Origin of the sequence: Mixta theicola (assembly GCF_002895925.1) — a bacterium.
GTDB lineage: Bacteria > Pseudomonadota > Gammaproteobacteria > Enterobacterales > Enterobacteriaceae > Mixta > Mixta theicola.
In genome coordinates this window covers 329,451-350,329 of record NZ_NWUO01000003.1, presented here as the reverse complement: position 1 = coordinate 350,329, position 20,879 = coordinate 329,451, and the positions used below count along the sequence as shown (strand labels likewise).

Annotated in this window: 20 protein-coding genes and 1 pseudogene; 12 read left to right on the top strand and 9 right to left on the bottom strand. The window is 54.9% G+C overall.

What is annotated here, in order from left to right:
* Window positions 1-8: 8 nt before the first annotated feature.
* Together COO59_RS06530 and COO59_RS06525 are read right to left on the bottom strand one after the other, a co-directional pair.
* Window positions 9-773, bottom strand: coding sequence for an amidohydrolase (locus COO59_RS06530; RefSeq protein ID WP_103058993.1), 765 nt, complete (start codon window positions 771-773; stop codon window positions 9-11).
* The gene (locus COO59_RS06525; RefSeq protein WP_103058992.1) at window positions 761-1,921 is read right to left on the bottom strand and encodes a pyridoxal phosphate-dependent aminotransferase; all 1,161 of its coding nucleotides are present in this window, start codon (window positions 1,919-1,921) and stop codon (window positions 761-763) included. The genes COO59_RS06530 and COO59_RS06525 overlap by 13 nt, the downstream gene beginning before the upstream one ends.
* A 148-nt stretch (window positions 1,922-2,069) precedes the next feature.
* On the opposite strand from COO59_RS06525, the gene COO59_RS06520 reads away from it, so the two are divergent.
* Genes COO59_RS06520 through COO59_RS06510 form a run of 3 tightly spaced genes read left to right on the top strand, consistent with a single transcriptional unit; the run spans window position 2,070 to window position 3,909 of the window.
* The gene (locus COO59_RS06520) at window positions 2,070-2,684 is read left to right on the top strand and encodes a methylthioribulose 1-phosphate dehydratase (protein ID WP_103058991.1); all 615 of its coding nucleotides are present in this window, start codon (window positions 2,070-2,072) and stop codon (window positions 2,682-2,684) included.
* Complete coding sequence (mtnC, locus tag COO59_RS06515) at window positions 2,681-3,370, top strand: acireductone synthase (RefSeq protein ID WP_103058990.1); 690 nt, start codon at window positions 2,681-2,683, stop codon at window positions 3,368-3,370. The genes COO59_RS06520 and mtnC overlap by 4 nt, the downstream gene beginning before the upstream one ends.
* Window positions 3,367-3,909 carry a 1,2-dihydroxy-3-keto-5-methylthiopentene dioxygenase gene (locus COO59_RS06510; protein ID WP_103058989.1) on the top strand — a complete coding sequence of 181 codons (543 nt, stop codon included), beginning with the start codon at window positions 3,367-3,369 and terminating at the stop codon, window positions 3,907-3,909. Before mtnC ends, COO59_RS06510 begins: the two co-directional genes overlap by 4 nt.
* Here COO59_RS06510 and mtnA read toward each other — a convergent pair.
* Complete coding sequence (gene mtnA, locus COO59_RS06505; protein ID WP_103058988.1) at window positions 3,887-4,942, bottom strand: S-methyl-5-thioribose-1-phosphate isomerase; 1,056 nt, start codon at window positions 4,940-4,942, stop codon at window positions 3,887-3,889. The genes COO59_RS06510 and mtnA overlap by 23 nt on opposite strands.
* Before the next feature lie 107 nt (window positions 4,943-5,049).
* Between mtnA and mtnK the strand changes: the two genes are divergently transcribed.
* Window positions 5,050-6,249 carry an S-methyl-5-thioribose kinase gene (gene mtnK / locus COO59_RS06500; RefSeq protein WP_103058987.1) on the top strand — a complete coding sequence of 400 codons (1,200 nt, stop codon included), beginning with the start codon at window positions 5,050-5,052 and terminating at the stop codon, window positions 6,247-6,249.
* Between the two features lie 154 nt (window positions 6,250-6,403).
* On the opposite strand, the gene COO59_RS06495 is transcribed toward mtnK, so the two are convergent.
* The 3 genes and pseudogenes from COO59_RS06495 to fadE all read right to left on the bottom strand — a co-directional run bounded on the left by COO59_RS06495 (window position 6,404) and on the right by fadE (window position 9,537).
* Window positions 6,404-6,703, bottom strand: coding sequence for a helix-turn-helix domain-containing protein (locus COO59_RS06495; RefSeq protein WP_103058986.1), 300 nt, complete (start codon window positions 6,701-6,703; stop codon window positions 6,404-6,406).
* Window positions 6,700-6,825 (bottom strand): annotated as a pseudogene (locus COO59_RS21620) (type II toxin-antitoxin system RelE/ParE family toxin); the annotation flags it as partial. The gene COO59_RS06495 and the pseudogene COO59_RS21620, both read right to left, overlap by 4 nt.
* A gap of 264 nt (window positions 6,826-7,089) precedes the next feature.
* Window positions 7,090-9,537: an acyl-CoA dehydrogenase FadE gene (gene fadE, locus COO59_RS06485; RefSeq protein ID WP_103058985.1), complete on the bottom strand. Its 2,448-nt coding sequence runs from the start codon at window positions 9,535-9,537 to the stop codon at window positions 7,090-7,092.
* 336 nt (window positions 9,538-9,873) lie between these two features.
* On the opposite strand from fadE, the gene lpcA reads away from it, so the two are divergent.
* Entirely contained in the window at window positions 9,874-10,455 is a 582-nt protein-coding gene (gene lpcA / locus COO59_RS06480) for a D-sedoheptulose 7-phosphate isomerase (RefSeq protein ID WP_103058984.1), read from the top strand.
* A gap of 157 nt (window positions 10,456-10,612) precedes the next feature.
* Window positions 10,613-11,380 (top strand): class II glutamine amidotransferase, encoded by a 768-nt coding sequence (locus COO59_RS06475; protein WP_103058983.1) that lies wholly within the window; start codon window positions 10,613-10,615, stop codon window positions 11,378-11,380.
* On the opposite strand, the gene dpaA is transcribed toward COO59_RS06475, so the two are convergent.
* A complete protein-coding gene (dpaA, locus tag COO59_RS06470; RefSeq protein ID WP_103058982.1) occupies window positions 11,351-12,088 on the bottom strand; it encodes a peptidoglycan meso-diaminopimelic acid protein amidase in 738 nt (245 codons plus the stop codon). The genes COO59_RS06475 and dpaA overlap by 30 nt on opposite strands.
* Window positions 12,089-12,342: 254 nt before the next feature.
* Here dpaA and dinB point away from each other — a divergent pair, with 254 nt between their 5' ends.
* Window positions 12,343-13,398, top strand: a complete 1,056-nt coding sequence (gene dinB / locus COO59_RS06465; protein WP_103058981.1) for a DNA polymerase IV — start codon at window positions 12,343-12,345, stop codon at window positions 13,396-13,398.
* A gap of 443 nt (window positions 13,399-13,841) precedes the next feature.
* The gene (locus COO59_RS06455; protein ID WP_240614095.1) at window positions 13,842-14,177 is read left to right on the top strand and encodes an E492 group microcin; all 336 of its coding nucleotides are present in this window, start codon (window positions 13,842-13,844) and stop codon (window positions 14,175-14,177) included.
* Between the two features lie 114 nt (window positions 14,178-14,291).
* Here COO59_RS06455 and pepD read toward each other — a convergent pair whose 3' ends face one another.
* A complete protein-coding gene (gene pepD / locus COO59_RS06450; protein ID WP_103058978.1) occupies window positions 14,292-15,749 on the bottom strand; it encodes a beta-Ala-His dipeptidase in 1,458 nt (485 codons plus the stop codon).
* A 253-nt stretch (window positions 15,750-16,002) separates the two neighbouring features.
* Here pepD and gpt point away from each other — a divergent pair, with 253 nt between their 5' ends.
* From gpt to crl, 3 genes are all read left to right on the top strand, one after another.
* The gene (gene gpt / locus COO59_RS06445) at window positions 16,003-16,461 is read left to right on the top strand and encodes a xanthine phosphoribosyltransferase (protein WP_103058977.1); all 459 of its coding nucleotides are present in this window, start codon (window positions 16,003-16,005) and stop codon (window positions 16,459-16,461) included.
* A gap of 121 nt (window positions 16,462-16,582) precedes the next feature.
* Window positions 16,583-17,827, top strand: coding sequence for an esterase FrsA (gene frsA / locus COO59_RS06440; RefSeq protein WP_103058976.1), 1,245 nt, complete (start codon window positions 16,583-16,585; stop codon window positions 17,825-17,827).
* A 60-nt stretch (window positions 17,828-17,887) separates the two neighbouring features.
* Window positions 17,888-18,289, top strand: coding sequence for a sigma factor-binding protein Crl (gene crl, locus COO59_RS06435; RefSeq protein ID WP_103058975.1), 402 nt, complete (start codon window positions 17,888-17,890; stop codon window positions 18,287-18,289).
* A 127-nt stretch (window positions 18,290-18,416) separates the two neighbouring features.
* On the opposite strand, the gene COO59_RS06430 is transcribed toward crl, so the two are convergent.
* On the bottom strand, window positions 18,417-19,526 hold the full coding sequence (locus COO59_RS06430; RefSeq protein ID WP_103058974.1) for a porin: 1,110 nt from the start codon (window positions 19,524-19,526) through the stop codon (window positions 18,417-18,419).
* Between the two features lie 243 nt (window positions 19,527-19,769).
* Between COO59_RS06430 and proB the strand changes: the two genes are divergently transcribed.
* Complete coding sequence (proB, locus tag COO59_RS06425; protein ID WP_103058973.1) at window positions 19,770-20,873, top strand: glutamate 5-kinase; 1,104 nt, start codon at window positions 19,770-19,772, stop codon at window positions 20,871-20,873.
* Window positions 20,874-20,879 lie beyond the last annotated feature (6 nt).

Genomic DNA, 20,879 nt, shown 5'->3' with positions numbered 1-20,879 from the left:
GTAATGCTTCAGTCAATCCTGTCTGCGTCACGCCACGCCGGAAAGCGTTCACGATATGCCTTAAGCTCCTCCAGCGATAACCCGGCATGTAATACGGCTGGCTGATGCGGCTCACCGCTCTCCAGAACCCTTCCCTGCGGCGAAATAATCTGGCTATCGCCGCTGTAGCGCAGCGATTTCCCATCTTCGCCTACGCGGTTGCAGCCCGCAACATAAGCCTGATTTTCAATCGCACGCGCCATCAGCAGCGCCTGCCAGTGATGGCTGCGGGCCTCCGGCCAGTTCGCCACGTACAGCGCCAGATCGTAATCATTACGGTTACGTGAAAACACCGGAAAGCGCAGGTCATAGCAAACCTGCGGCAAAATACGCCAGCCGCGCCATTCCACGATCTCACGCCGATCGCCGGCAACATAATGATGATGCTCGTCACCCATGCGGAACAGATGGCGCTTGTCATAATGGTGTACGCGGCCATCCGGCTCCACCAGCAGAAAACGGTTTACCGCGCCTTTTTCCGTTTGCAGCGCCGCGCTGCCGCCAACCATCGCGTTAAGCCGACGCGCATGCTGCCCCAGCCAGGCTACCACCCGCTCCTGCGATAACGACTTACGTGCCGCCTCCATCGCAAAGCCGGTGGTAAACATCTCCGGCAGCACGATTAAATCGCACCCGGAAAGCGACGCCAGCAGCGTATCAAAATGGGCGAGATTCGCCTCGCCATCCATCCAGACCAGCGGCTGTTGTAACAGCGAGAGAGTTAAATTTGACACAGGCGCTCCGCAGCAGCGAGCAGGGTACTTTCCTGCTTGGCAAAACAAAGACGAATCAAACGATGAGGAAACGCATCGGCACAGAACACCGATAGCGGGATCGCCGCCACGCCGACCTCTTCCGTCAGCCAGCGACAGAAACTGACATCATCCAGATCGGAAATCGCGCTGTAATCCGCCAGTAAGAAATAGGTGCCTGCGCAGGGCAGGAGCTTAAAACGGCTACGGCTCAGCGCCTGAACAAAACTATCACGGCGCGCCCGATAAAAAGCGGGCAGATCGCGGTAATGTTCCGGCTCGGCGCGCAGCATATCGGCCAGCGCCAGCTGCGCTGGCGTATTTACGGCAAAGGTCAGATATTGATGCACCTTACGGATCTCAGCGCTCAACGCCGCTGGCGCTACGCAGTAACCTACCTTCCAGCCGGTCATATGGTAAGTCTTACCAAAAGAGGAGACGGCAATGGCCCGATCGCGCAGCTGTGGATGGGCTAAAACGCTGCTATGGCCTGCGGCGGTAAAGCAGATATGTTCATATACTTCATCGCTCAGCACATAAATCTCTTCATCGGCAATCGCCTGCCACAGCGCGGCAAAATCGCTCTGCTGCCAAACGGTGGCCGAAGGGTTGTGCGGCGTATTGAGGATCACCAGCCGGGTTCGCGGCGACAGCAGCTGCCGAAACGCCTGCCAGTCAACGCGAAAGGCGGGCGGCTGCAGCGTCAGGCGCTTCATTACGCCGCCCGACAGCGTAACGGCGGGCGCATAGCTGTCATAGCTGGGATCGAAACAGATCACTTCATCGCCCGGCCGCACCAGCGCGGTAATTGCCGCATACAATGCCTCAGTGGCGCCAGCGGTAACGGTAATCTCGCTGGTGGCGTCAGGATGATGGCCGTACAGCGCCGCGGTTTTATCAGCAATCGCCTCACGCAGCGCCGCGACGCCGGTCATCGGCGCGTACTGGTTTGCGCCCTGGCTAACATGATGCGCCAGCCGCTGCTGCAAATAACGCGGGCCGTCAAAATCAGGAAAACCCTGCGAGAGATTAATCGCGTTGTGCTGCTGCGCCAGCGCGCTCATCTGCGTAAAAATGGTGGTGCCAAGCGACGGCAGCTTACTTTCGGGGATCAAGGGGTCAGAACGCATAAATAGCTCACCTTCAGTACGGGTAGCGGCCCGGTGTTACGGCTGTGTTGAGCCACTATAATCATGATGTTAATATTTGGCAATCAAGACGGGTAGACGTCTAAAAGCGAAATTTTCCCGCAGCGGCAAGGCCGATAAAAGGAGCACGATGACAGTAACTCCACAACTGGCGCAGCTGGTGGCTGCCTGCCACTGGATTGGGCAGCAGGGCTGGGCACCGGCTACCGGCGGCAATATGTCGGTGCGCGCGGCGGAAGGATTTTGCCTGCTCAGCGAATCCGGCAAGGACAAAGGCAGCCTGACCGCCGCCGATTTTATTGCGGTGGAAATCGCCAGCGGCCAGGCGCCGTCAGGACGTAAACCCTCCGCCGAAACCGGCCTGCATACGCTCATCTATCGGCTGTTTCCGGAGGCGGGCGCGGTATTGCATACCCACAGCGTTAACAGCACCGTCCTGTCACGTATTGAAAAAGGATCGGCGCTGCGGCTGCAGGGTTATGAAATGCAAAAATCGCTGACCGGCCAGCACAGCCATCTGGATAGCGTGGAGATTGCGCTGTTTGATAACGACCAGGACATCGCCGCGCTGGCGACACGCATTAGAGCCTGGGCGCAAACCAATCCACTGCGTTACGGCTTTCTGCTGCGCGGTCATGGCCTGACCTGCTGGGGTAAAAATGTGCAGGAGGCGCGTCGCCATCTGGAAGGGCTGGAATTTCTGTTTAACTGTGAAATGCAACGCCGTTTGCTGGAGAGATCATGATCCGCGCGATTGTTACCGATATTGAAGGCACCACCAGCGACATCCGTTTTGTGCATAACGTTCTGTTTCCCTGGGCGCGGCAGCATCTGGCGGAGTACGTACGCGCTCACCCGGCAGAACCGGCGGTGGCCGCCGCGCTGAACGGTCTGCGCCAGGAGATCGCTCAGCCACAGGCGGATACGGAACAGCTAATCGCCGTGCTCTACCGCTTTATGGATGAAGACCGTAAATCCACGGCCTTAAAAGCGCTGCAGGGCATGATCTGGCGCAGCGGCTACCTTAACGGTGATTTTACCGGCCATCTCTATCCGGACGTGCTGCCCGCGTTAAAAGAGTGGCACGAACAGGGGATTTCCCTGTACGTTTATTCGTCTGGCTCGGTTGCTGCGCAAAAGCTGCTGTTTGGCTACAGCGATCGCGGCGATATTACGGCGCTGTTCAGCGGTTACTTTGATACCCACGTCGGGGCCAAACGCGAGGTAAGCGCCTACCAAAATATTGCCCGCCAGATTGATCTGCCCGCCAGCGAGCTGCTGTTCCTGTCTGATATTCGCCAGGAGCTGGATAGTGCGCAGCAGGCCGGCTGGCATACCCTGCAGTTAATTCGCGGCGAAGCGGATAATGAGAGCGTCCATCGCCAGGTAAACCGTTTTGATCAGATTAAGCTGGAGCTGTTTTCCTTATGAGTGAATTGACCATCTATACCGAAACAGAAACCACGGTGCCGGTGTGGCACAGCACCGATCCAGAGGCGATTCGCGAGCAGCTGAACGCACGCAACGTGCGCTTTGAGCGCTGGGAAGCAAACCGTGAACTGGGCGAAAATCCCGATGCGCAAACCGTGATTAACGCTTATCAACATGCGATAGATCGGCTGGTGGCGGAGAAGGGCTATCAAAGCTGGGACGTGATCAGTATGCGCGCCGATAATCCGCAGAAAGAGGCGCTGCGCACGAAGTTTCTGGCGGAGCATACGCATGGAGAAGATGAGGTGCGTTTTTTTGTTGAGGGCGCCGGGCTGTTTTGCCTGCATCTGGCGGGGCGCGTTTACCAGATCCTGTGCGAGAAAAACGATTTGATCTCCGTACCGGCGGGAACGCCGCACTGGTTTGATATGGGATCGAACCCGCACTTTACCGCGATCCGTATTTTTGATAACCCGGAAGGCTGGATCGCCAACTTTACCGGCGATCCGATTGCCGTTACCTTGCCGCGCCTGCCCTGATGGCCTTGTTTGCTCGCGGCTGGAAATAACCGGCCGCCGCCTCTTCTGGCGTTACCACGCCGGTATCTAACACCCAGCCGCTAATTAATCCCGCTGGCGTCACGTCAAACGCGGGATTCCAGACCTGCGCGTTTTCCGGCGCCCACTGTAGCTGGCCAAAGCTGCCGGATACGCCGGTCACCTCGCAGGCAGCGCGCTGCTCAATCGGAATGGCGCTGCCGTCAGGGCAGTGCGGATCGAGCGTGGTATGCGGCGCGGCCACGTAAAAAGGAATATGGTGATAGCGCGCCAGCACCGCCAGGCTATAGGTGCCGATTTTATTGGCGACGTCGCCGTTGGCGGCAATGCGATCGGCGCCTACCCAGATGGCGTCTACCTGCTTTTGCGCCATCAACGCTGCCGCCATAGCGTCGCAGATTAAGCGATTGGGAATGCCCAGTTCAGACAGCTCCCACGCCGTCAGGCGGCCGCCCTGCAAAAGCGGGCGCGTTTCATCCACCCAAACCTGTTCGATTTTCCCCTGCCGGAAGGCCAGCGCGATAACGCCGATCGCGGTGCCAACGCCTGCGGTAGCCAGTCCGCCGGTATTACAGTGGGTTAAAACCCGACTGCCGGGCGCGACCAGCTCGCTGCCCGCCAGGGCGATGCTATCGCATAACGCTTTATCTTCCTCCACCAGCCGCAGCGCCTCGGCGCTTAACGCAGCCACGAAATTTTCCTGCGTTAGCGCCTGCTTCATCCGATCCAGATTGTTCATCAGGTTAACGGCGGTAGGGCGCGCGGCGCGTAACACTTCCAGCGCCTGGCTCAGCTCGCTTTTGGGCATGCCGTTTTCCGCCAGCAGCGCCAGCAGCAGACTGGCAGACAGCCCAATCAGCGGCGCGCCGCGCACCCGCAGCGCATGAATATGGCTGACCAGTGCCGCAACGCTGCTCGCGTCCAGCCAGTTTTTTTGCTGCGGCAACGCCTGCTGATCGAGGATCCACAGCTGGTTATCGCGCACCTGCAGGCTGGTGGTATGAAGAGTTTGCATAACAGTGAAATCCATGTTGCGTTAATGCGGCATATTGTGCCAACATGCGAAACGGAAGTATAGACGTCTGAACGGCTTTTACTACAGATTTGCAGAGGAAACGGATAATGTCGCAATACCGGACGTTCACTGCCGCCGAAGCGGTGGAATATGCGCAACGATTTGGCGGGCTAAGCGATGCTTCTTCGCTGGTAAAAGCTGAAGAGGTCGGTGACGGTAACCTTAATCTGGTATTTAAAATCTTCGATCGTGACGGCATCAGCCGTGTTGTGGTGAAGCAGGCGCTGCCTTATGTGCGCTGCGTCGGCGAGACCTGGCCGCTGACGCTGGATCGTGCGCGGCTGGAGGCGGAGACGCTGGTAGAACACTATCGTCTCTGTCCACAGCACACGGTAAAAGTGCTGCATTATGATGCTGAGCTGGCGGTGATGGTGATGGAAGATCTCTCCAGCCATCGCATCTGGCGCGGCGAACTGGCGCAGGGGCGCGACTATCCGCAGGCGACGCGTCAGCTGGGTGAATACCTGGCGCAAACGCTGTTTCATACTTCTGATTTTTATCTGCATCCTCATGAAAAAAAGGCGCGTGTCATCCGCTTTACCAATCCTGAAATGTGCGAAATCACCGAGGATCTGTTTTTTACCGATCCTTATGAAAATCATCCACGCAACGATTATCCGGCGCAGCTGGAAGCTGACGTTGCTGAGCTACGCCGTGATGAACGGCTGCGTAATGAGGTCGCCGGGCTAAAGCATCGCTTTTTCTCTCATGCTGAAGCGCACCTGCACGGTGATATTCACAGCGGCTCCGTTTTTGTTGCCGAGGGCAGCCTGAAAGCGATTGATGCTGAGTTTGGTTATTTCGGGCCGGTAGGTTTTGATGTGGGTACGGCGTTGGGCAATCTGCTACTGAACTATTGCGCGCTGCCGGGGCTGTTGGCGACGCGTGAAGCCGCCGACGGGCGCGAGCAGCGTTTACAGGATGTTCGCACGCTGTGGCTGACGTTTGCTGAACGTTTCCAGGCTCTGGCCGCAGAAAAAAGCCGCGACCGCACGCTGGCCTGGTCGGGCTACGTGGACGCCTATTTGAAGAAGGTGTTTGCGGACAGTATCGGCTACTGCGGCAGCGAGCTGATTCGCCGTACGGTAGGCATGTCGCACGTGGCCGATCTGGAAACCATTAAGGATGAAGCGATGCGCATTGACTGTATTCGCCACGCCCTTAGCCTGGGGAAAACGTTAATTGTCGCCGCGCCGCATATTGATACTGTCGATACGCTGATCGCCCGTATTCGACAGAACGGTTAGGCCAGCACGTCGGCCATGATGGAATTCTTTGAATAACACATTACTTTACTGCTATTTAGCGAAAATATTAATTTTATAGGTAATAAATGAAGCTGGTGAAGAAGGATTTTCCCGGAAGGATCTCAGGAAGATTCTTCCCGGAATCTCATGTTTTTTAAATATGGAACGCCACACGCTTTCCTGATGGTAACTCAACATCAAGGCTTAGTTTTCCACCCATCGCCTCGATATAGCGTTTCAGTGTTGCCAGCTTTAAATCATTTCCACGCTGTTCCAGTTGTGTAACCGCTGGCTGGCTGACTCCCATAATTTCAGCAACATATTTTTGTGATAGCTGTAGTTCTTCCCGCATCATTTGCAGACCGGTTTCCAGAATCATTTCATCGGCCATCTCTTTGATACGAGCCTGACTCTCTGGCGAACGGGCCGCAATTACTTCATCTAATGTTCTCATTTTTTGGCCTCCACTTCGGATAGATGAGACGAAAACTCGTCGTCGGCTATACGGATAATTTTGTCATAGAACGGTTTATCGTTACTTTTATCACCGGCACAAAGGACGATAGCTTGCCGAACCAGCCCTGGCTAACATAACGCCCGCTACGCGCTCTGTCTCAGGCACTTCCAGCGCGATCCTGGGATCTGAGTCGCAAAAGTTCGCATCTGTCACCCGACAAACCGCCGGAATCGCGCTCAGCATAGACGTAAAAAATTCCCCCTCCCAATCAGCAAAGAAAAGGCCTGAGCGGTAATGCTCAGGCCCTGTTTGCCACGCTAAAAATGTCCGGTTTCTTGCCGTAGTAAAATGGAGCGCCGGACAGCCTTTATTTTTATTTGCCGTCAGGCGGCTTCAATTTTACGCTCAGGCGTCCGATCCTGCTTTACCGGCTGGGTCGCCAACGCATCCGCCTCAAACTCATCAACGTTAATCGAGCGCAGGCGACTGGCTTCGGCGCGTACCAGCACTTCCGCCTCCTGTTGAGTAATCCACTCTTCCTGTAAAGCACGCTGCGCCAGCTCATCAAGCCGGGTAAACGACAAATGCTTTTTCAACTGTTTGCAGAGGCGCTCATGAATCACTTCCGCTGCCATTACATCCTGTAGCGCGGCTTCCAGCTGCCCGGCGGGATTATGTTCGCCCGGCGTCAAATACTGACCGCGGCCCAGGCGGGAGCGCGTAGCGGACGGCGTCTGCAACAGCTTCGCCAGCTGGTGATCGAGACGATCTGATGGCGCACGGCAGTGACGGCCCGCCGGGAAAATCATCAGGCGCAGCGTCGCCGCAACCGTCGCGTTGGGGAAGTTACGCAGCAGATCGTCAATGGCGTTTTCTGCCTGATTGAGTGCATCCTGTACGCCCCAGTGCAGCAGCGGCAGATCCGCTTCATTACGGCCTTCATCGTCGTAGCGTTTTAGCGCCGCTGAGGCGAGATAAAGCTGGCTCAGAATATCGCCCAGCCGGGCCGAAACGCGCTCGCGTCGCTTCAGACTGCCCCCCAGCACCGACATCGAAATATCCGACAGCAGCGCCAGGTTAGCGCTGATGCGGTTCAGATGTTGATAATAGCGGCGGGTCGCATCGCGCGCTGGCGCAGCGCTGCCGTAGCCGCCGGTAATGCCCAGCCACAGGCTGCGTATCAGATTACTGCCGACATGGCCGATGTGGCTGAACAGCGCGCGGTCAAACTCAGGTAAATCGTTACGTTCGGCCGCGCCCATCTCCCGCAAGATATAAGGATGGCAGCGGATTGCGCCCTGACCAAAGATAATCATGCTACGCGTCAGGATATTCGCGCCTTCCACGGTAATAGCGATCGGGGCGCCCTGATAAGCACGGGCAAGGAAATTGCTCTTACCGAGCATAATGCCTTTACCACCGGCAATATCCATCGCATCGATAATGGCGCGCTGGCCGCGATGGGTGCAGTGATACTTAACAATTGCCGACAGCACCGCAGGCTTCTCGCCCTGCATAATACCGTAGGTAATCAGCGTGGCGGCGGCATCCATCACATAAGCGTTACCGGCGATGCGCGCCAGGGGTTCTTCAATCCCTTCCATCTTCCCGATAGAAATTTTGAACTGACGGCGAATGCGTGCATAGGCGCCCGTTGCCAGCGCCAGGCTTTTCAGGCTACCGGTAGAGTTGGAGGGCAGGGTAATGCCGCGGCCTACCGACAGGCACTCAACCAGCATGCGCCAGCCCTGACCGGCCATTTTAGGGCCGCCGATAATATAATCGATGGGGACGAAAATATCTTTGCCGCGCGTCGGGCCGTTCTGGAACGGTACGTTAAGCGGGAAATGGCGCTTGCCGATCTCCACGCCGGGCGTATGGGTAGGGATTAACGCACAGGTAATACCCAGCTCTTCAGTATCGCCCAGTAAATGCTGCGGATCGGAAAGCTTAAACGCCAGGCCCAGAACGGTGGCGATCGGAGCCAGCGTAATATAGCGCTTGTTCCAGGTCAGACGCATACCCAGCACCTGCTGGCCTTGCCATTCGCCCATACAAACGATGCCGGTATCGGGAATGGCGCCCGCATCGGAACCTGCTTCCGGGCTGGTCAACGCAAAGCAGGGGATTTCAAGGCCCTGCGCCAGGCGCGGCAGATAATGTTTTTTCTGTTCGTCGGTGCCGTAGTGCTGCAGCAGCTCTCCGGGGCCGAGCGAATTCGGTACGCCAACGGTAATCGCCAGAATACCTGAAACGCCCGCCAGCTTTTGCAGCACGCGCGACTGAGCATAGGCAGAGAACTCCAGTCCGCCATATTCCTTTTTAATGATCATGGCGAAGAAACGATGCTCTTTCAGGTAAGCCCAAAGCTCCGGCGGCAGATCGGCCAACTCATGGGTGATTTGAAAATCGTTGGCCATGCGGCAGGCTTCTTCCACCGGGCCATCAAGAAACGCCTGTTCTTCCGCAGTCAGGCGCGGCTGCGGATAATTGTGCAGTTTTTGCCAGTCGGGATTACCGCGAAACAGATCGCCTTCCCACCAGGTTGTACCCGCGTCAATCGCCTCTTTTTCGGTACGTGACATCGGCGGCATTACCTTACGGAACGTGCGTAGCATCGGGGCGGAGACCATCGAACGACGCAGCGACGGCAGATTTAACGGCAGAAGTATCAGGGCCAGCGGAAGCAACAGCCAGGGTGTCCAGAGATCAAATAAGGCCATTGCCACCGTCCATAACAGCAGAATGGCGCTGCTGGCAGGTAACGAAACGCGGTGCCAGAAAAGCGCGCCGATCAGAACCAGCGTCGCGACAATACTAAGAACCATCATAATGAACCGCTCCGTAACAAGTAAGAGGTCTGACCTGTTGGTCTGGATACAGGTTTAAAGTAGTTATGGTTATTTATCAATTGGGCAACATAATAATTACAACTTGGCTCACATTCCGCTCGCATCAATCGTCAAAGCGTTAATTTTATCGCGACCCGTTGGTCGGCTGAGCGTTTTATTTCCGCGTCTTATCCAGCCCGCGCCATACCGGTAACGCCGGGCACCTCAGCCATTTTATTGCGATAAAGGTGCCTCAGCTTTACCGCGTAACGCTTTGCGACCCGTTGCCATTTCGGTAAACTTGCGCTGACTCTTTCTTCTCCAAAGGACCTCCCTATGTACCAGGATATTATTCGTTCAGAACTTAACGAAGCAGCGGATACGCTAAATAAATTCCTGAGCGAAGATGCCAATATTCATGCGATTCAGCGCGCTGCCGTGCTGCTTGCCGACAGCTTTAAGGCGGGTGGAAAAGTGCTTTCCTGCGGCAACGGCGGCTCGCACTGCGATGCGATGCATTTTGCTGAAGAGCTGACCGGCCGCTATCGCGAAAACCGCCCAGGCTATCCGGCCATCGCTATCTCCGACGTTAGCCATCTCTCCTGCGTCAGTAATGATTTTGGTTACGATTACGTTTTTTCACGCTACGTTGAGGCGGTAGGCCGTTCGGGTGACGTGCTGCTGGGTATCTCAACGTCGGGCAATTCAGCCAATATCATTAAGGCGATTGAGGCTGCGCGCGCGCAGGGCATGAAGGTGATTACCCTGACCGGCAAAGACGGCGGCAAAATGGCGGGCAGCGCCGATATTGAAATCCGCGTGCCGCATTTTGGCTATGCCGACCGCATCCAGGAGATTCATATCAAAGTGATTCATATTCTGATGCTGCTGATTGAAAAAGAGATGGTGAAAAAATAGTGGCGTAACAGCCGTTAACCTTGCCGCGTCAGCCCCGGCGCGGCTTATCTTTGTAAAGCAGGGCGCTCTGCGCATTCTGTTAACAAATACGCTCTTCCGCTGCTTGTCTCCGCCTGATTCGTTATAATCGTCACAAAACCGCGCCGGAGGCCCGACTATGTGTGAACTGCTCGGTATGAGCGCTAATGTCCCAACTGATATTTGCTTCAGCTTTACCGGACTGGTGCAGCGCGGCGGCGGCACAGGACCGCATAAAGATGGCTGGGGCATCACTTTTTATGAAAATAAAGGCTGCCGTACTTTTAAAGATCCGCAGCCCAGCTATAACTCGCCGATTGCGCGTCTGGTTCAGGAGTATCCGATTAAATCCTGTTCGGTGGTGGCGCATATTCGACAGGCGAACCGTGGTCAGGTATCGCTGGAGAATACCCATCCTTTTACCCGCGAGCTGTGGGGACGCCACTGGACCTATGCGCATAATGGGCAGCTAAGCGGTTATCGCCAGCTGGAAACCGGTAATTTTCGTCCGGTCGGCGAGACGGACAGTGAAAAGGCGTTCTGCTGGCTGCTGCATAAGCTGGCGACGCGCTATCCGCGCACGCCGGGCAACTGGCCCGCGGTGTTTCGGTATATCGCCGAACTGGCGGCGGAGCTACGGCAGAAAGGCGTGTTTAATATGCTGTTGTCGGATGGCCGCTATTTAATGGCGTATTGCTCAACCAACCTGTACTGGATTACGCGCCGCGCGCCGTTTGGCAAGGCGAAGCTGCTGGATCAGGATGTGGAGATCGATTTTCAGAAGCAGACCACGCCAAATGACGTGGTCACGGTCATTGCCACTCAGCCGTTAACCGGCAATGAAACCTGGCACCGTATTCTGCCTGGTGAATGGCAGTTATTTTGCCTTGGAGAGCGCCAGGAATGACTGCGAGGCGGCGGGCGTGCCGCTGACCGGCGAGCCGTTCAGCACATACCTGCCGTTGTTGACCACCACCGTCGGCGGCTGGCGATGCTCAACAAAATAAGCATAGCCCGGCTGTAGTTCTTTCCAGAAGCTGGCGTAATAAGAGTTACGATGACGCTGCATATTGCTTTCGGTCATCCGGAACGGATAGATACTGATTTCCACTTCCGGCTGGCCGTTGCGTAAAGCGGCGTTTACGTAGCTGAAGATCTCATCCATATAGGCGTTGGTCATGGCATAACAGCCAATGGAGACGCAGGCGCCGTGGATCATCAGAAATTTCCCGTCATAGCCCTGCTGGCGATCGTACTGGTTAGGAAAACCAATATTGATTGCGCGGTAAAAGCGGCTGTCCGGCTTAAGCTGGCTCTGTTTTACGCTGTAAAAACCTTCCGGGCTTTTAAAGTCGCCCTGACGGCGCTTTGGCCCAAGGCCACCGGAAAAATTACAGATGCGATAGCTGTCCAGCAGTCGGAACTCATTGCCGATCTTGCCGTACAACTCCAGCGTGCGCTCTTCTTTGAAAATCTGAATATAAACCGGCGTACCTAATAACTGCTTCTTTAACTCTTTGCTAACCGGTGCCAGTGGCTGAACTGGCTCAGGCGCGCTTGCCATGCTGAGGGCTGGCAGAAGAATCATCGCAAACAAAAGTGCGATTTTGCCCATTCTTTTTCCCTTGATAATTAGGGGGTTAAACTGCAACGCCCTGCGGCGTCTGTAACTTGCATAATCGGATAATTCCGCTATCGCTGCGCAACATTATCACTGTCTATTTTTTTATCAAGATGCCAGCCAAGAAATAGCTATTATTCCAGAGATGCCCCACAAACTATCCCACGCCGTTACAGCATATTCATCGCGCTACGCCATTGAATCCTCACGGGCTGGCTGTATACTTATCCAGTATTAGCGGAGGGGTTATGCGCAAAATCATTCATGTCGATATGGACTGCTTTTACGCTGCGGTGGAAATGCGTGATAACCCCAGCCTGCGTGATATTCCGCTGGCTATTGGCGGCAACCGAGCGCAGCGCGGCGTCATCAGTACGGCTAACTATCCGGCGCGTAAATATGGCGTGCGCAGTGCGATGTCCACCGCGATGGCGTTGAAACTCTGTCCGCACTTAACGCTTCTGCCTGGCCGCTTTGATGCCTATAAAGAGGCCTCCGCACATATTCGGGAAATTTTTTCACGTTATACCGCGCGTATTGAACCGCTGTCGCTGGATGAAGCCTATCTTGACGTAAGCGACAGCCAGCACTGCCACGGTTCGGCAACGCTGATGGCCTGTGAAATCCGCCAGACTATCGCCCGCGAGTTGGCTCTTACCGCATCGGCGGGCATCGCGCCGATTAAGTTTCTTGCCAAGATTGCCTCCGATCTGAATAAGCCGAACGGCCAGTATGTGATCACCCCGGAAGAGGTGCCGCAGTTTTTGCTGACGCTGCCGCTGGCAAAAATTCCGGGGGTCGGCAAGGTGACCGCAAAGAAGCTGGAAGATTTAGGGCTGCGTACCTGCGCCGACGTGCAGAACAGCGATCTGGCTATGCTGCTGAAGCGCTTTGGTAAATTTGGTCGGGTAATTTGGGAGCGCAGCCACGGCATTGATGAGCGGGAGGTGATTACCGATCGCGAGCGTAAATCGCTCGGCGTTGAGCGTACCCTGGCGGAAGATATTCATCACTGGGAGCAGTGCCTGGAGATTATTGATGTTCTTTATGAAGAACTGGAGCGGCGGCTAACTAAAATCAAGCCGGATCGCCATATTGCGCGTCAGGGCGTGAAGCTGAAGTTCAGTGATTTTCAGCAGACCACACAGGAGCATATCTGGCCGGTGCTGAATAAGGATGACCTGATCGAAGTGGCGAAAAAAACATGGGAAGAGCGGCGGGGCGGGCGCGGCGTCCGGCTGGTGGGCTTACACGTCACGCTGCTGCATCCGCAGCTTGAAAGACAGCTGGTGCTGGGGCTGTAGAACGGTTAAAGCCAACGAACATTTAAAATGTGAGATGAGTCATTTATTTGCCTGACTAAATAATGCTAAACAATAAAAGATAAATATGAGAACGACCATAAGCTGGAATTGATAGCAGTACATAATTTTTATATATCAGACGTTTTCCGTTGAGAAATAGATTTGGCGTTGACCAATATGGGAAAATTAAGCAAAGGAAGATAATATGATTTTCACCTCTGCTTTTGCGCCCTGTTTCTTTTCACTTATGGCCTGGATAATCTATCTACGAGTAAATAATAAGGCTAAAAGCGTTTACCATCAGCTTATCACAGGCTTCATAATAGGTTTGATGAATGCTTTTCTTTATCCATTATTGATTTCTCCCGGCTTTAATAATCTCTCTTTTAATTTGGCGTTTTTTATTAATTCTTTTTTTATAACTCTGATAACAATGATGATCAATGGAATGGTTTATTATTTATGGAAAGGAATACGCTATGAAGGAAATTAATCACTATCTGTTGACATCGGTATCAGGAGCCGCTGTAGATGCTGCTAATCAAGAAGTAATTAAGCAAATATCTACTAATATGGCATATGGTGCAGGTTGGGGGGCTATCACCGGAGGCGCCCCGGGAGCTGTAGTGGGTGCTACTGGCGGCGCTTTACAAACGGTTATCCAGGGGGCCATTAATCACGGCCCAGTTAATGTTCCTATTCCAAAATTCCCTATGGGCCCTGTCTGGATTTATGGCCCAGCACCTTTAGACTGGATAAACCAAAACGTACCCAAATAAAACTGCAGGTCAGTAGCATTAAGCTACGGGCGATAAAAAAGTAAGCCGTGTAAAACAGTAAAAAGGCCAGACATCGTCTGGCCTTTATGCTTACTGGAAAGCGTTCCGTACCAATTACTTCGCCGGAATCGCCTTCAGCAGTTCTGTCAGCAGTTGCCAGTAAAGGCCGACGCTGCCGATATGGACTTGCTCATCTGGCGAGTGCGGGCCGGTAATGGTTGGGCCGATAGAAACCATATCCATATCCGGGTAAGGCTTCTTAAACAGGCCGCATTCCAGACCAGCGTGGATCACCTGAATATTCGGCGTCTTGTTGAACAGACGCTGATAGGTTTCGCGTACCAGCGCCATCACCGGAGAGCTGGCGTCCGGCTGCCAGCCTGGATAGCTGCCCTTCGCCAGGGTCTGCGCGCCGGCCAGTTCGCTCAGCGAGGTGAGCATTTCAACCACGTATTCTTTGCCACTGTCGATCAGAGAGCGGATCAGGCAGTTGATTTTCGCTTCCTGCTCGCTCATGGAAACCACGCCGACGTTCAGGGAGGTTTCCACCACGCCTTTCGCCACGTCAGAGTTGCGGATCACGCCGTTCGGCGTGCTGTTCAACAGGGCAATAAAGCGATCGCGGCTCTGCGCCGTTAGCGCCAGCGCATCACCTGCTACCGGCTCGGTTTGCAGCGCGATGTTTTTCTCAATTATGCCCAGCTCGTTTTGCAGCGTTGCCAGGTAGCCCATCGCCGCCGCTTTAAGGGCGTCGATGTTCGTCGTCGGCAGCGCAACGGTAACGAACGCCTCGCGCGGAATGGCGTTGCGCAGCGTGCCGCCGGTAAAGTCAACCAGGCGCAGATCAAGATCGCGCGCGTGCGCGGCGAGGAAGCGCGCCAGCAGTTTGTTGGCGTTGCCCAGGCCGAGATGGACTTCCGCGCCGGAGTGGCCGCCCTTCAGCCCTTTCAGCGTCAGACGCAGATGCTCATAACCCGTCGGTACCGCCTCGCGCTGCAGCGGCAGCGTTGCGGTAAAATCGATGCCGCCGGCGCAGCCCATATAAATCTCACCTTCTTCTTCAGAGTCGGTGTTGATCAGGATCTCTGACTGCAGCCAGTTCGGCTGCAGGCCGAACGCGCCGTCCATACCGGTCTCTTCCGTCATGGTCAGCAACACTTCCAGCGGGCCGTGCTGCACGCTGTCATCGGCCAGCACCGCCAGCGCGGACGCCATGCCGATGCCGTTATCCGCGCCCAGCGTCGTACCGCGCGCTTTTACCCATTCGCCATCAATGTATGGCTGAATCGGATCTTTAGTGAAATCATGAACCGTATCGTTATTCTTCTGCGGCACCATATCCAGGTGCGCCTGCAGCGCCACCGGCTTACGGTTTGCCATGCCTGGCGTGGCCGGCTTACGGATCAAAATATTACCGACCTGGTCACGGTCACACCAGAAGCCTTTCTCCTTTGCCCAGGAGAGAATGTGCTGCGCCAGCGCCTCTTCGTGGAAAGAAGGATGTGGAATAGAGCAGATTTTAGCGAAAATATCCCACAGCGGTTGGGGAGAGAGTTGAGACAATTCAGACACGACAGGTCTCCTGTGTCATCGATGCGCGGCTGCGCATCGTTGCGAAATTTTCAGTGATCGATCGCCGTCAGCGAATCTGACGTGATGGGATGAGAATAACATTCTTTATTGTCTGCTGTGCAGTCGGGCGCGTTAAAATGCGTCAACCACGCTATCCGGTGCTGGTTTTTAACGCGCCAGATCCTTATAATGCCGCGCAACCTTTTCCCATTGCACATTTTTTAAGCCAATTCGATTGGTCGGAATTCCTTTTATGAGCGAAAAATACGTCGTTACCTGGGATATGCTGCAAATTCATGCCCGCAAACTGGCTCAGCGCCTGCTTCCTGTTGAACAGTGGAAAGGCATTATTGCGGTAAGCCGCGGTGGCCTGGTTCCGGCCGCGCTGCTGGCGCGTGAACTTTCTATCCGCTATGTCGATACTGTGTGTATTTCCAGCTATGACCACGACCATCAGCGCGAAATGAACGTGCTGAAGCGTGCGGAAGGCGACGGCGAGGGTTTTATTGTTATTGATGACCTGGTAGATACCGGCGGCACCGCTCAGGCGATCCGTGAAATGTATCCGAAAGCGCGTTTCGTCACTATTTTCGCTAAGCCAGCCGGTGCGCCGCTGGTAGACGATTACGTGGTTGATATTGCCCAGAATACCTGGATTGAACAGCCGTGGGATATGGGCGTCGCCTTTGTTCCGCCGATCGTCAATCGCTGATTGACCTGCATCAAAACAACGCCCGGATGAACCGGGCGTTGTCGTTTCTGCGGGTCGCGCCGCTGTAGCGGGTGAAGTACACTGTCTTCTCGTCATCGCGCGGCGGCAGGAGAGTGACACCATGACAGCTAAAAATCTCAGCGAAGAGCTATTTAAACCCCGATTTAAACACCCGGAAACGTCGTCACTGGTGCGCCAGCGACATCATCTCGCCTCGACCGTTCAATCCACGCTGGATGGTGAAAGCCATACCGGCTGGTATCGCATGCTTAATCGCCTGCTCTGGAGCTGGCGTGGCCTTTCGCCGATTGAAATTAGCGAAGTGCTGGCGCGGATCGCCGTCAGCCCGGCGGAGCGCACCAGCGAAGATCTGCTGGATACGGTAATCGGCTATCGCAGCGGCAACTGGATTTATGAATGGAGCAAACAGGCGGCGCTGTGGCAGCAGAAGGCGATGGACGCGGGCGAAACGCCGGAAGCAGGCGAACACTGGCTGCATGCGGTCAATCTCTACAGCCTGGCCGCCTGGCCGCATATTAAAGGCGATGAGCTGGCCGAACAGGCACAAACGCTGGCCAACCGCGCCTATGAAGAAGCCACGCTGCGTCTGCCCGGCGAGTTGAAAGAGCTGGAATTCCCGATTCAGAACGGCGGCTCGATTATCGGCTTCCTGCATATGCCGCCTGATGTCAGCGCGCCTTATCCAACGGTGTTGCTGTGCGGCAGCCTGGATAGCCTGCAGATCGATCACTATCGCCTGTTTCATGATTACCTGGCGCCACGCGGCGTCGCGATGCTGACGATTGATATGCCATCGGTGGGCTTTTCTTCTAAATGGAAACTGACGCAGGACAGCAGTTTCCTGCATCAGCAGGTGCTGCGTAGTCTGGAGTCGGTGCCCTGGGTGGATCATACGCGCGTGGCGGCGCTGGGCTATCGTTTTGGCGCTAACGTGGCGGTACGTCTGGCCTATCTGGAAGCGCAGCGCCTGCGCGGCGTGGCCTGTCTGGGGCCGATTGTTCACGGACTGCTGGCCAATTCCGCTCAGCAGGAGCGCGTACCGGATATGTATATCGACGTGCTGGCCAGCCGTCTGGGCATGGCGCACGCCACGGATGAGGTATTACGCACCGAACTGAATCGCTATTCGCTGAAAACCCAGGGGCTGCTGGGGCGCCGCACGCCGACGCCAATGCTGGCGGGCCACTGGCAGAACGATCCCTGGAGCCCGGAGGAGGATGCGCGACTGATTGTTAATTCATCCGCTCACGGTAAACTATTGCCGATCGGCTTCTCGCCGGTGCTAAGTAATTTCGATCGGGCGTTGCAAACAATCTGTGACTGGCTGGTACAACAGTTGAAGTGATAAATTGCTATTTTGCATCAGTTTGCTAAAACTGTTAGCTCATTTAAGGAGGTGTAAACCATGACGTTACCGAGTGGACATCCAAGAAGCCGGTTGATTAAACGTTTTACCGCGCTGGGTCCCTATATTCGCGAGAACAAATGCGAAAATGAGCGGTTCTTTTTCGACTGCCTGGCCGTTTGCGTCAATGTTAAGCCTGCACCGGAAAGCCGGGAGTTCTGGGGATGGTGGCTGGAGCTGGATGCGCAATCCGATCACTTTACCTATCAATATCACTATGGCCTGCACGATAAAGACGGCAACTGGAAGCCATGCGCTATCAAAGGCAAAGAAAATGAAGAAAAGCTGGAAGATACGCTGCGTAACTTCCATGAACGCCTGAAAGCCACGCTGGCCGAACTGGAGCTGGGGCTGTTACCTGCACAGGGCGCCAGTAAACAGCCGGTAAAATTAACCGCCTGATCGTCAGTTTGAAAAAGAAAAGGGCAGACACCGAGTCTGCCCTTTTCTATATTGTCGCCGCATCAGTCGGCCGTTCTGTTGCAGCAATACAGAAGTATTCAGAAAGCCGACCGCGTGCTGCAGGAGATCAGAACTGGTACGTCATGCCGAGGGCAACAATATCGTCGGTGTTGCGGTTCAGCGTATTGTTATCGTCCAGCAGGTTGATTTTGTAATCCACGAAGGCGGACATGTTTTTATTGAAGTAATAAGTTGCGCCGACGTCAGCAAACTTATAGTAATCCGCATCGCCGATGCCGCCTTCAATATCCTTTACCTTACTCTGAACGTAAGCCAGCGACGGACGCAGGCCGGAATCAAACTGATACTGCGCCACAATTTCGATATTTTGCAGTTTGTTAGCGTAGCCGTTTACCGCAACATCTGCGCCGCCAACCTGCGCGGTGCCGCTAATCGGGTTCATATTGCGGGTTTCAGCGTAGTTAGCCGCCAGATAAACGCCGTTATCGTCATATTTAATGCCGGTTGCCCAGGCTTCCGCTTTCTCGCCGCCGCCGAAGGCGCTGTTTTTCTGATCCAGCGTGCGGTTCGAAGAAGAAACCGCGCCCTTAATGCTCAGGCTGTCGAGAATTTTATAGGAAAGCGATACGGCCATACCGTCACCGTTGGACACGCCGTCGGCGCGCGATGTGCTTTCGTTTTTGCCCTGATACTGCAGCGCAAAGTCCAGGCCATCCACCAGGCCAAAGAAGTTGCTGTTGCGATAAGTTGCGACGCCGTTGGTGCGGGTCAACATATAGACGTCAGCTGCGGTATACGCGGTGGCGCCAAATTCCGGCATCATATCGGTAATGGCTTCAACGTCATAAATCAGGCCGTAGTTGCGACCGTAATCCAGCGAGCCGTAATCACCGACTTTAATCCCGGCAAAGCCCAGACGCGTTTTATTACCAACGTTAGAATCGCTTTCCGGGTTATTGAGGTTGTACTGATATTCCCACTGACCGTAACCGGTCATCAGTTCATTAATTTGCGTCTGGCCTTTAAAGCCAATACGCACGTAAGATTTGTCGGCATTGTTGCTGGCGTTGGTTTCCGCGTCGCTGATATAACGCATCGCTTTTAATTTGCCATAGAAATCCAGCTTATTACCGTCTTTATTGTACACTTCTGCTGCCTGTGCCGCGGTGCTCAGGGCCAGGGCGGATACCAGTAGTGCCAATGCGTTCTTTTTCATTTGTTATTAATCCCAATGAGTAAAAAAATGTACCGCTCGGTAAACTCTTATAACCACGGGAATGTTTTTACCGGGATTGCGTGAATCTTTTATGAAGCTTTTCCTCTTTTCTTGTTAAGCACGAACTTTTGGTCTACGCGGCTGTCAGGAATTTTCCGTGCTTTTCCCGTAGTGCCTGTTGGCATCCTGGCTGACTCCTGATAAAACGTCCCTTCAAAGACATTTTTACTACGGCAGGAAATCATGAGCGGCAGTCAGACCTTAGTGGTCAAACTGGGAACCAGCGTGCTGACCGGCGGATCGCGTCGATTAAATCGGGCACATATTGTGGAGTTAGTTCGTCAGTGCGCACAGCAGCACGCGGCGGGCCATCGAATTGTGATTGTTACCTCTGGCGCGATGGCCGCCGGACGTGAACACCTGGACTACCCGGAACTGCCGCCTACCATCGCCTCAAAGCAGCTGCTGGCTGCGGTGGGGCAGAGCCGTTTGATTCAACTGTGGGAGCAGTTGTTCTCTATCTATGGCATTAACATTGGCCAGATGCTGCTGACGCGTGCGGATATGGAAGATCGTGAGCGCTTCCTTAACGCGCGCGATACGCTGCGCGCGCTGCTGGATAATAATATTGTGCCGGTGATCAATGAGAATGATGCGGTGGCGACGGCAGAAATCAAAGTGGGCGACAACGATAATCTGTCGGCGCTGGCGGCGATGCTGGCCGGAGCCGATAAGCTGTTGTTGCTGACCGATCAGCAAGGGCTGTTTACCGCCGATCCGCGCAATAATCCGCAGGCATCGCTTATCAGCGACGTGCATGGCATTGACGATGCGCTGCGTACCATTGCAGGCGACAGCGTTTCCGGCCTGGGCACCGGCGGCATGGCGACTAAATTGCAGGCGGCGGATGTCGCCTGTCGCGCCGGGATCGACGTGATTATCGCGGCGGGCAGCCGTCCGGGCGTCATTGGCGATGTGATTGCAGGCCAGCCGGTGGGCACGCGCTTTCATGCGCTGCAAACGCCGCTGGAGATGCGTAAACGCTGGATCTTCGGTGCGCCGCCTGCTGGTGAGATTATCATTGACGACGGCGCGCTGTCGGCGGTGCTGGAACGCGGCAGTTCGCTGCTGCCGAAAGGCATTCGCGAAGTGAGCGGCAACTTCTCACGCGGTGAAGTTATCCGTATCCGCAGCCTGTTGGGGCGCGATGTGGCGCACGGCGTTTCACGCTATAACAGCGATGCCCTGCGTATGATTGCTGGTCACCACAGCCAGGAGATCACTAATATCCTGGGCTATGAATACGGTCCGGTTGCTATGCACCGCGACGATATGATTGTCAGTTAAGGAGCC

Coding starts and splice junctions, on each gene's coding strand:
- COO59_RS06525 (WP_103058992.1), bottom strand. CDS start 1,921: ATGCGTTCTGACCCCTTGATCCCCGAAAGTAAGCTGCCGTCGCTTGGC.
- dinB (WP_103058981.1), top strand. CDS start 12,343: ATGCGCAAAATCATTCATGTCGATATGGACTGCTTTTACGCTGCGGTG.
- gpt (WP_103058977.1), top strand. CDS start 16,003: ATGAGCGAAAAATACGTCGTTACCTGGGATATGCTGCAAATTCATGCC.
- COO59_RS06510 (WP_103058989.1), top strand. CDS start 3,367: ATGAGTGAATTGACCATCTATACCGAAACAGAAACCACGGTGCCGGTG.
- mtnC (WP_103058990.1), top strand. CDS start 2,681: ATGATCCGCGCGATTGTTACCGATATTGAAGGCACCACCAGCGACATC.
- COO59_RS06495 (WP_103058986.1), bottom strand. CDS start 6,703: ATGAGAACATTAGATGAAGTAATTGCGGCCCGTTCGCCAGAGAGTCAG.
- fadE (WP_103058985.1), bottom strand. CDS start 9,537: ATGATGGTTCTTAGTATTGTCGCGACGCTGGTTCTGATCGGCGCGCTT.
- frsA (WP_103058976.1), top strand. CDS start 16,583: ATGACAGCTAAAAATCTCAGCGAAGAGCTATTTAAACCCCGATTTAAA.
- mtnA (WP_103058988.1), bottom strand. CDS start 4,942: ATGCAAACTCTTCATACCACCAGCCTGCAGGTGCGCGATAACCAGCTG.
- dpaA (WP_103058982.1), bottom strand. CDS start 12,088: ATGGGCAAAATCGCACTTTTGTTTGCGATGATTCTTCTGCCAGCCCTC.
- COO59_RS06430 (WP_103058974.1), bottom strand. CDS start 19,526: ATGAAAAAGAACGCATTGGCACTACTGGTATCCGCCCTGGCCCTGAGC.
- proB (WP_103058973.1), top strand. CDS start 19,770: ATGAGCGGCAGTCAGACCTTAGTGGTCAAACTGGGAACCAGCGTGCTG.
- lpcA (WP_103058984.1), top strand. CDS start 9,874: ATGTACCAGGATATTATTCGTTCAGAACTTAACGAAGCAGCGGATACG.
- mtnK (WP_103058987.1), top strand. CDS start 5,050: ATGTCGCAATACCGGACGTTCACTGCCGCCGAAGCGGTGGAATATGCG.
- COO59_RS06475 (WP_103058983.1), top strand. CDS start 10,613: ATGTGTGAACTGCTCGGTATGAGCGCTAATGTCCCAACTGATATTTGC.
- COO59_RS06455 (WP_240614095.1), top strand. CDS start 13,842: ATGGAATGGTTTATTATTTATGGAAAGGAATACGCTATGAAGGAAATT.
- COO59_RS06520 (WP_103058991.1), top strand. CDS start 2,070: ATGACAGTAACTCCACAACTGGCGCAGCTGGTGGCTGCCTGCCACTGG.
- crl (WP_103058975.1), top strand. CDS start 17,888: ATGACGTTACCGAGTGGACATCCAAGAAGCCGGTTGATTAAACGTTTT.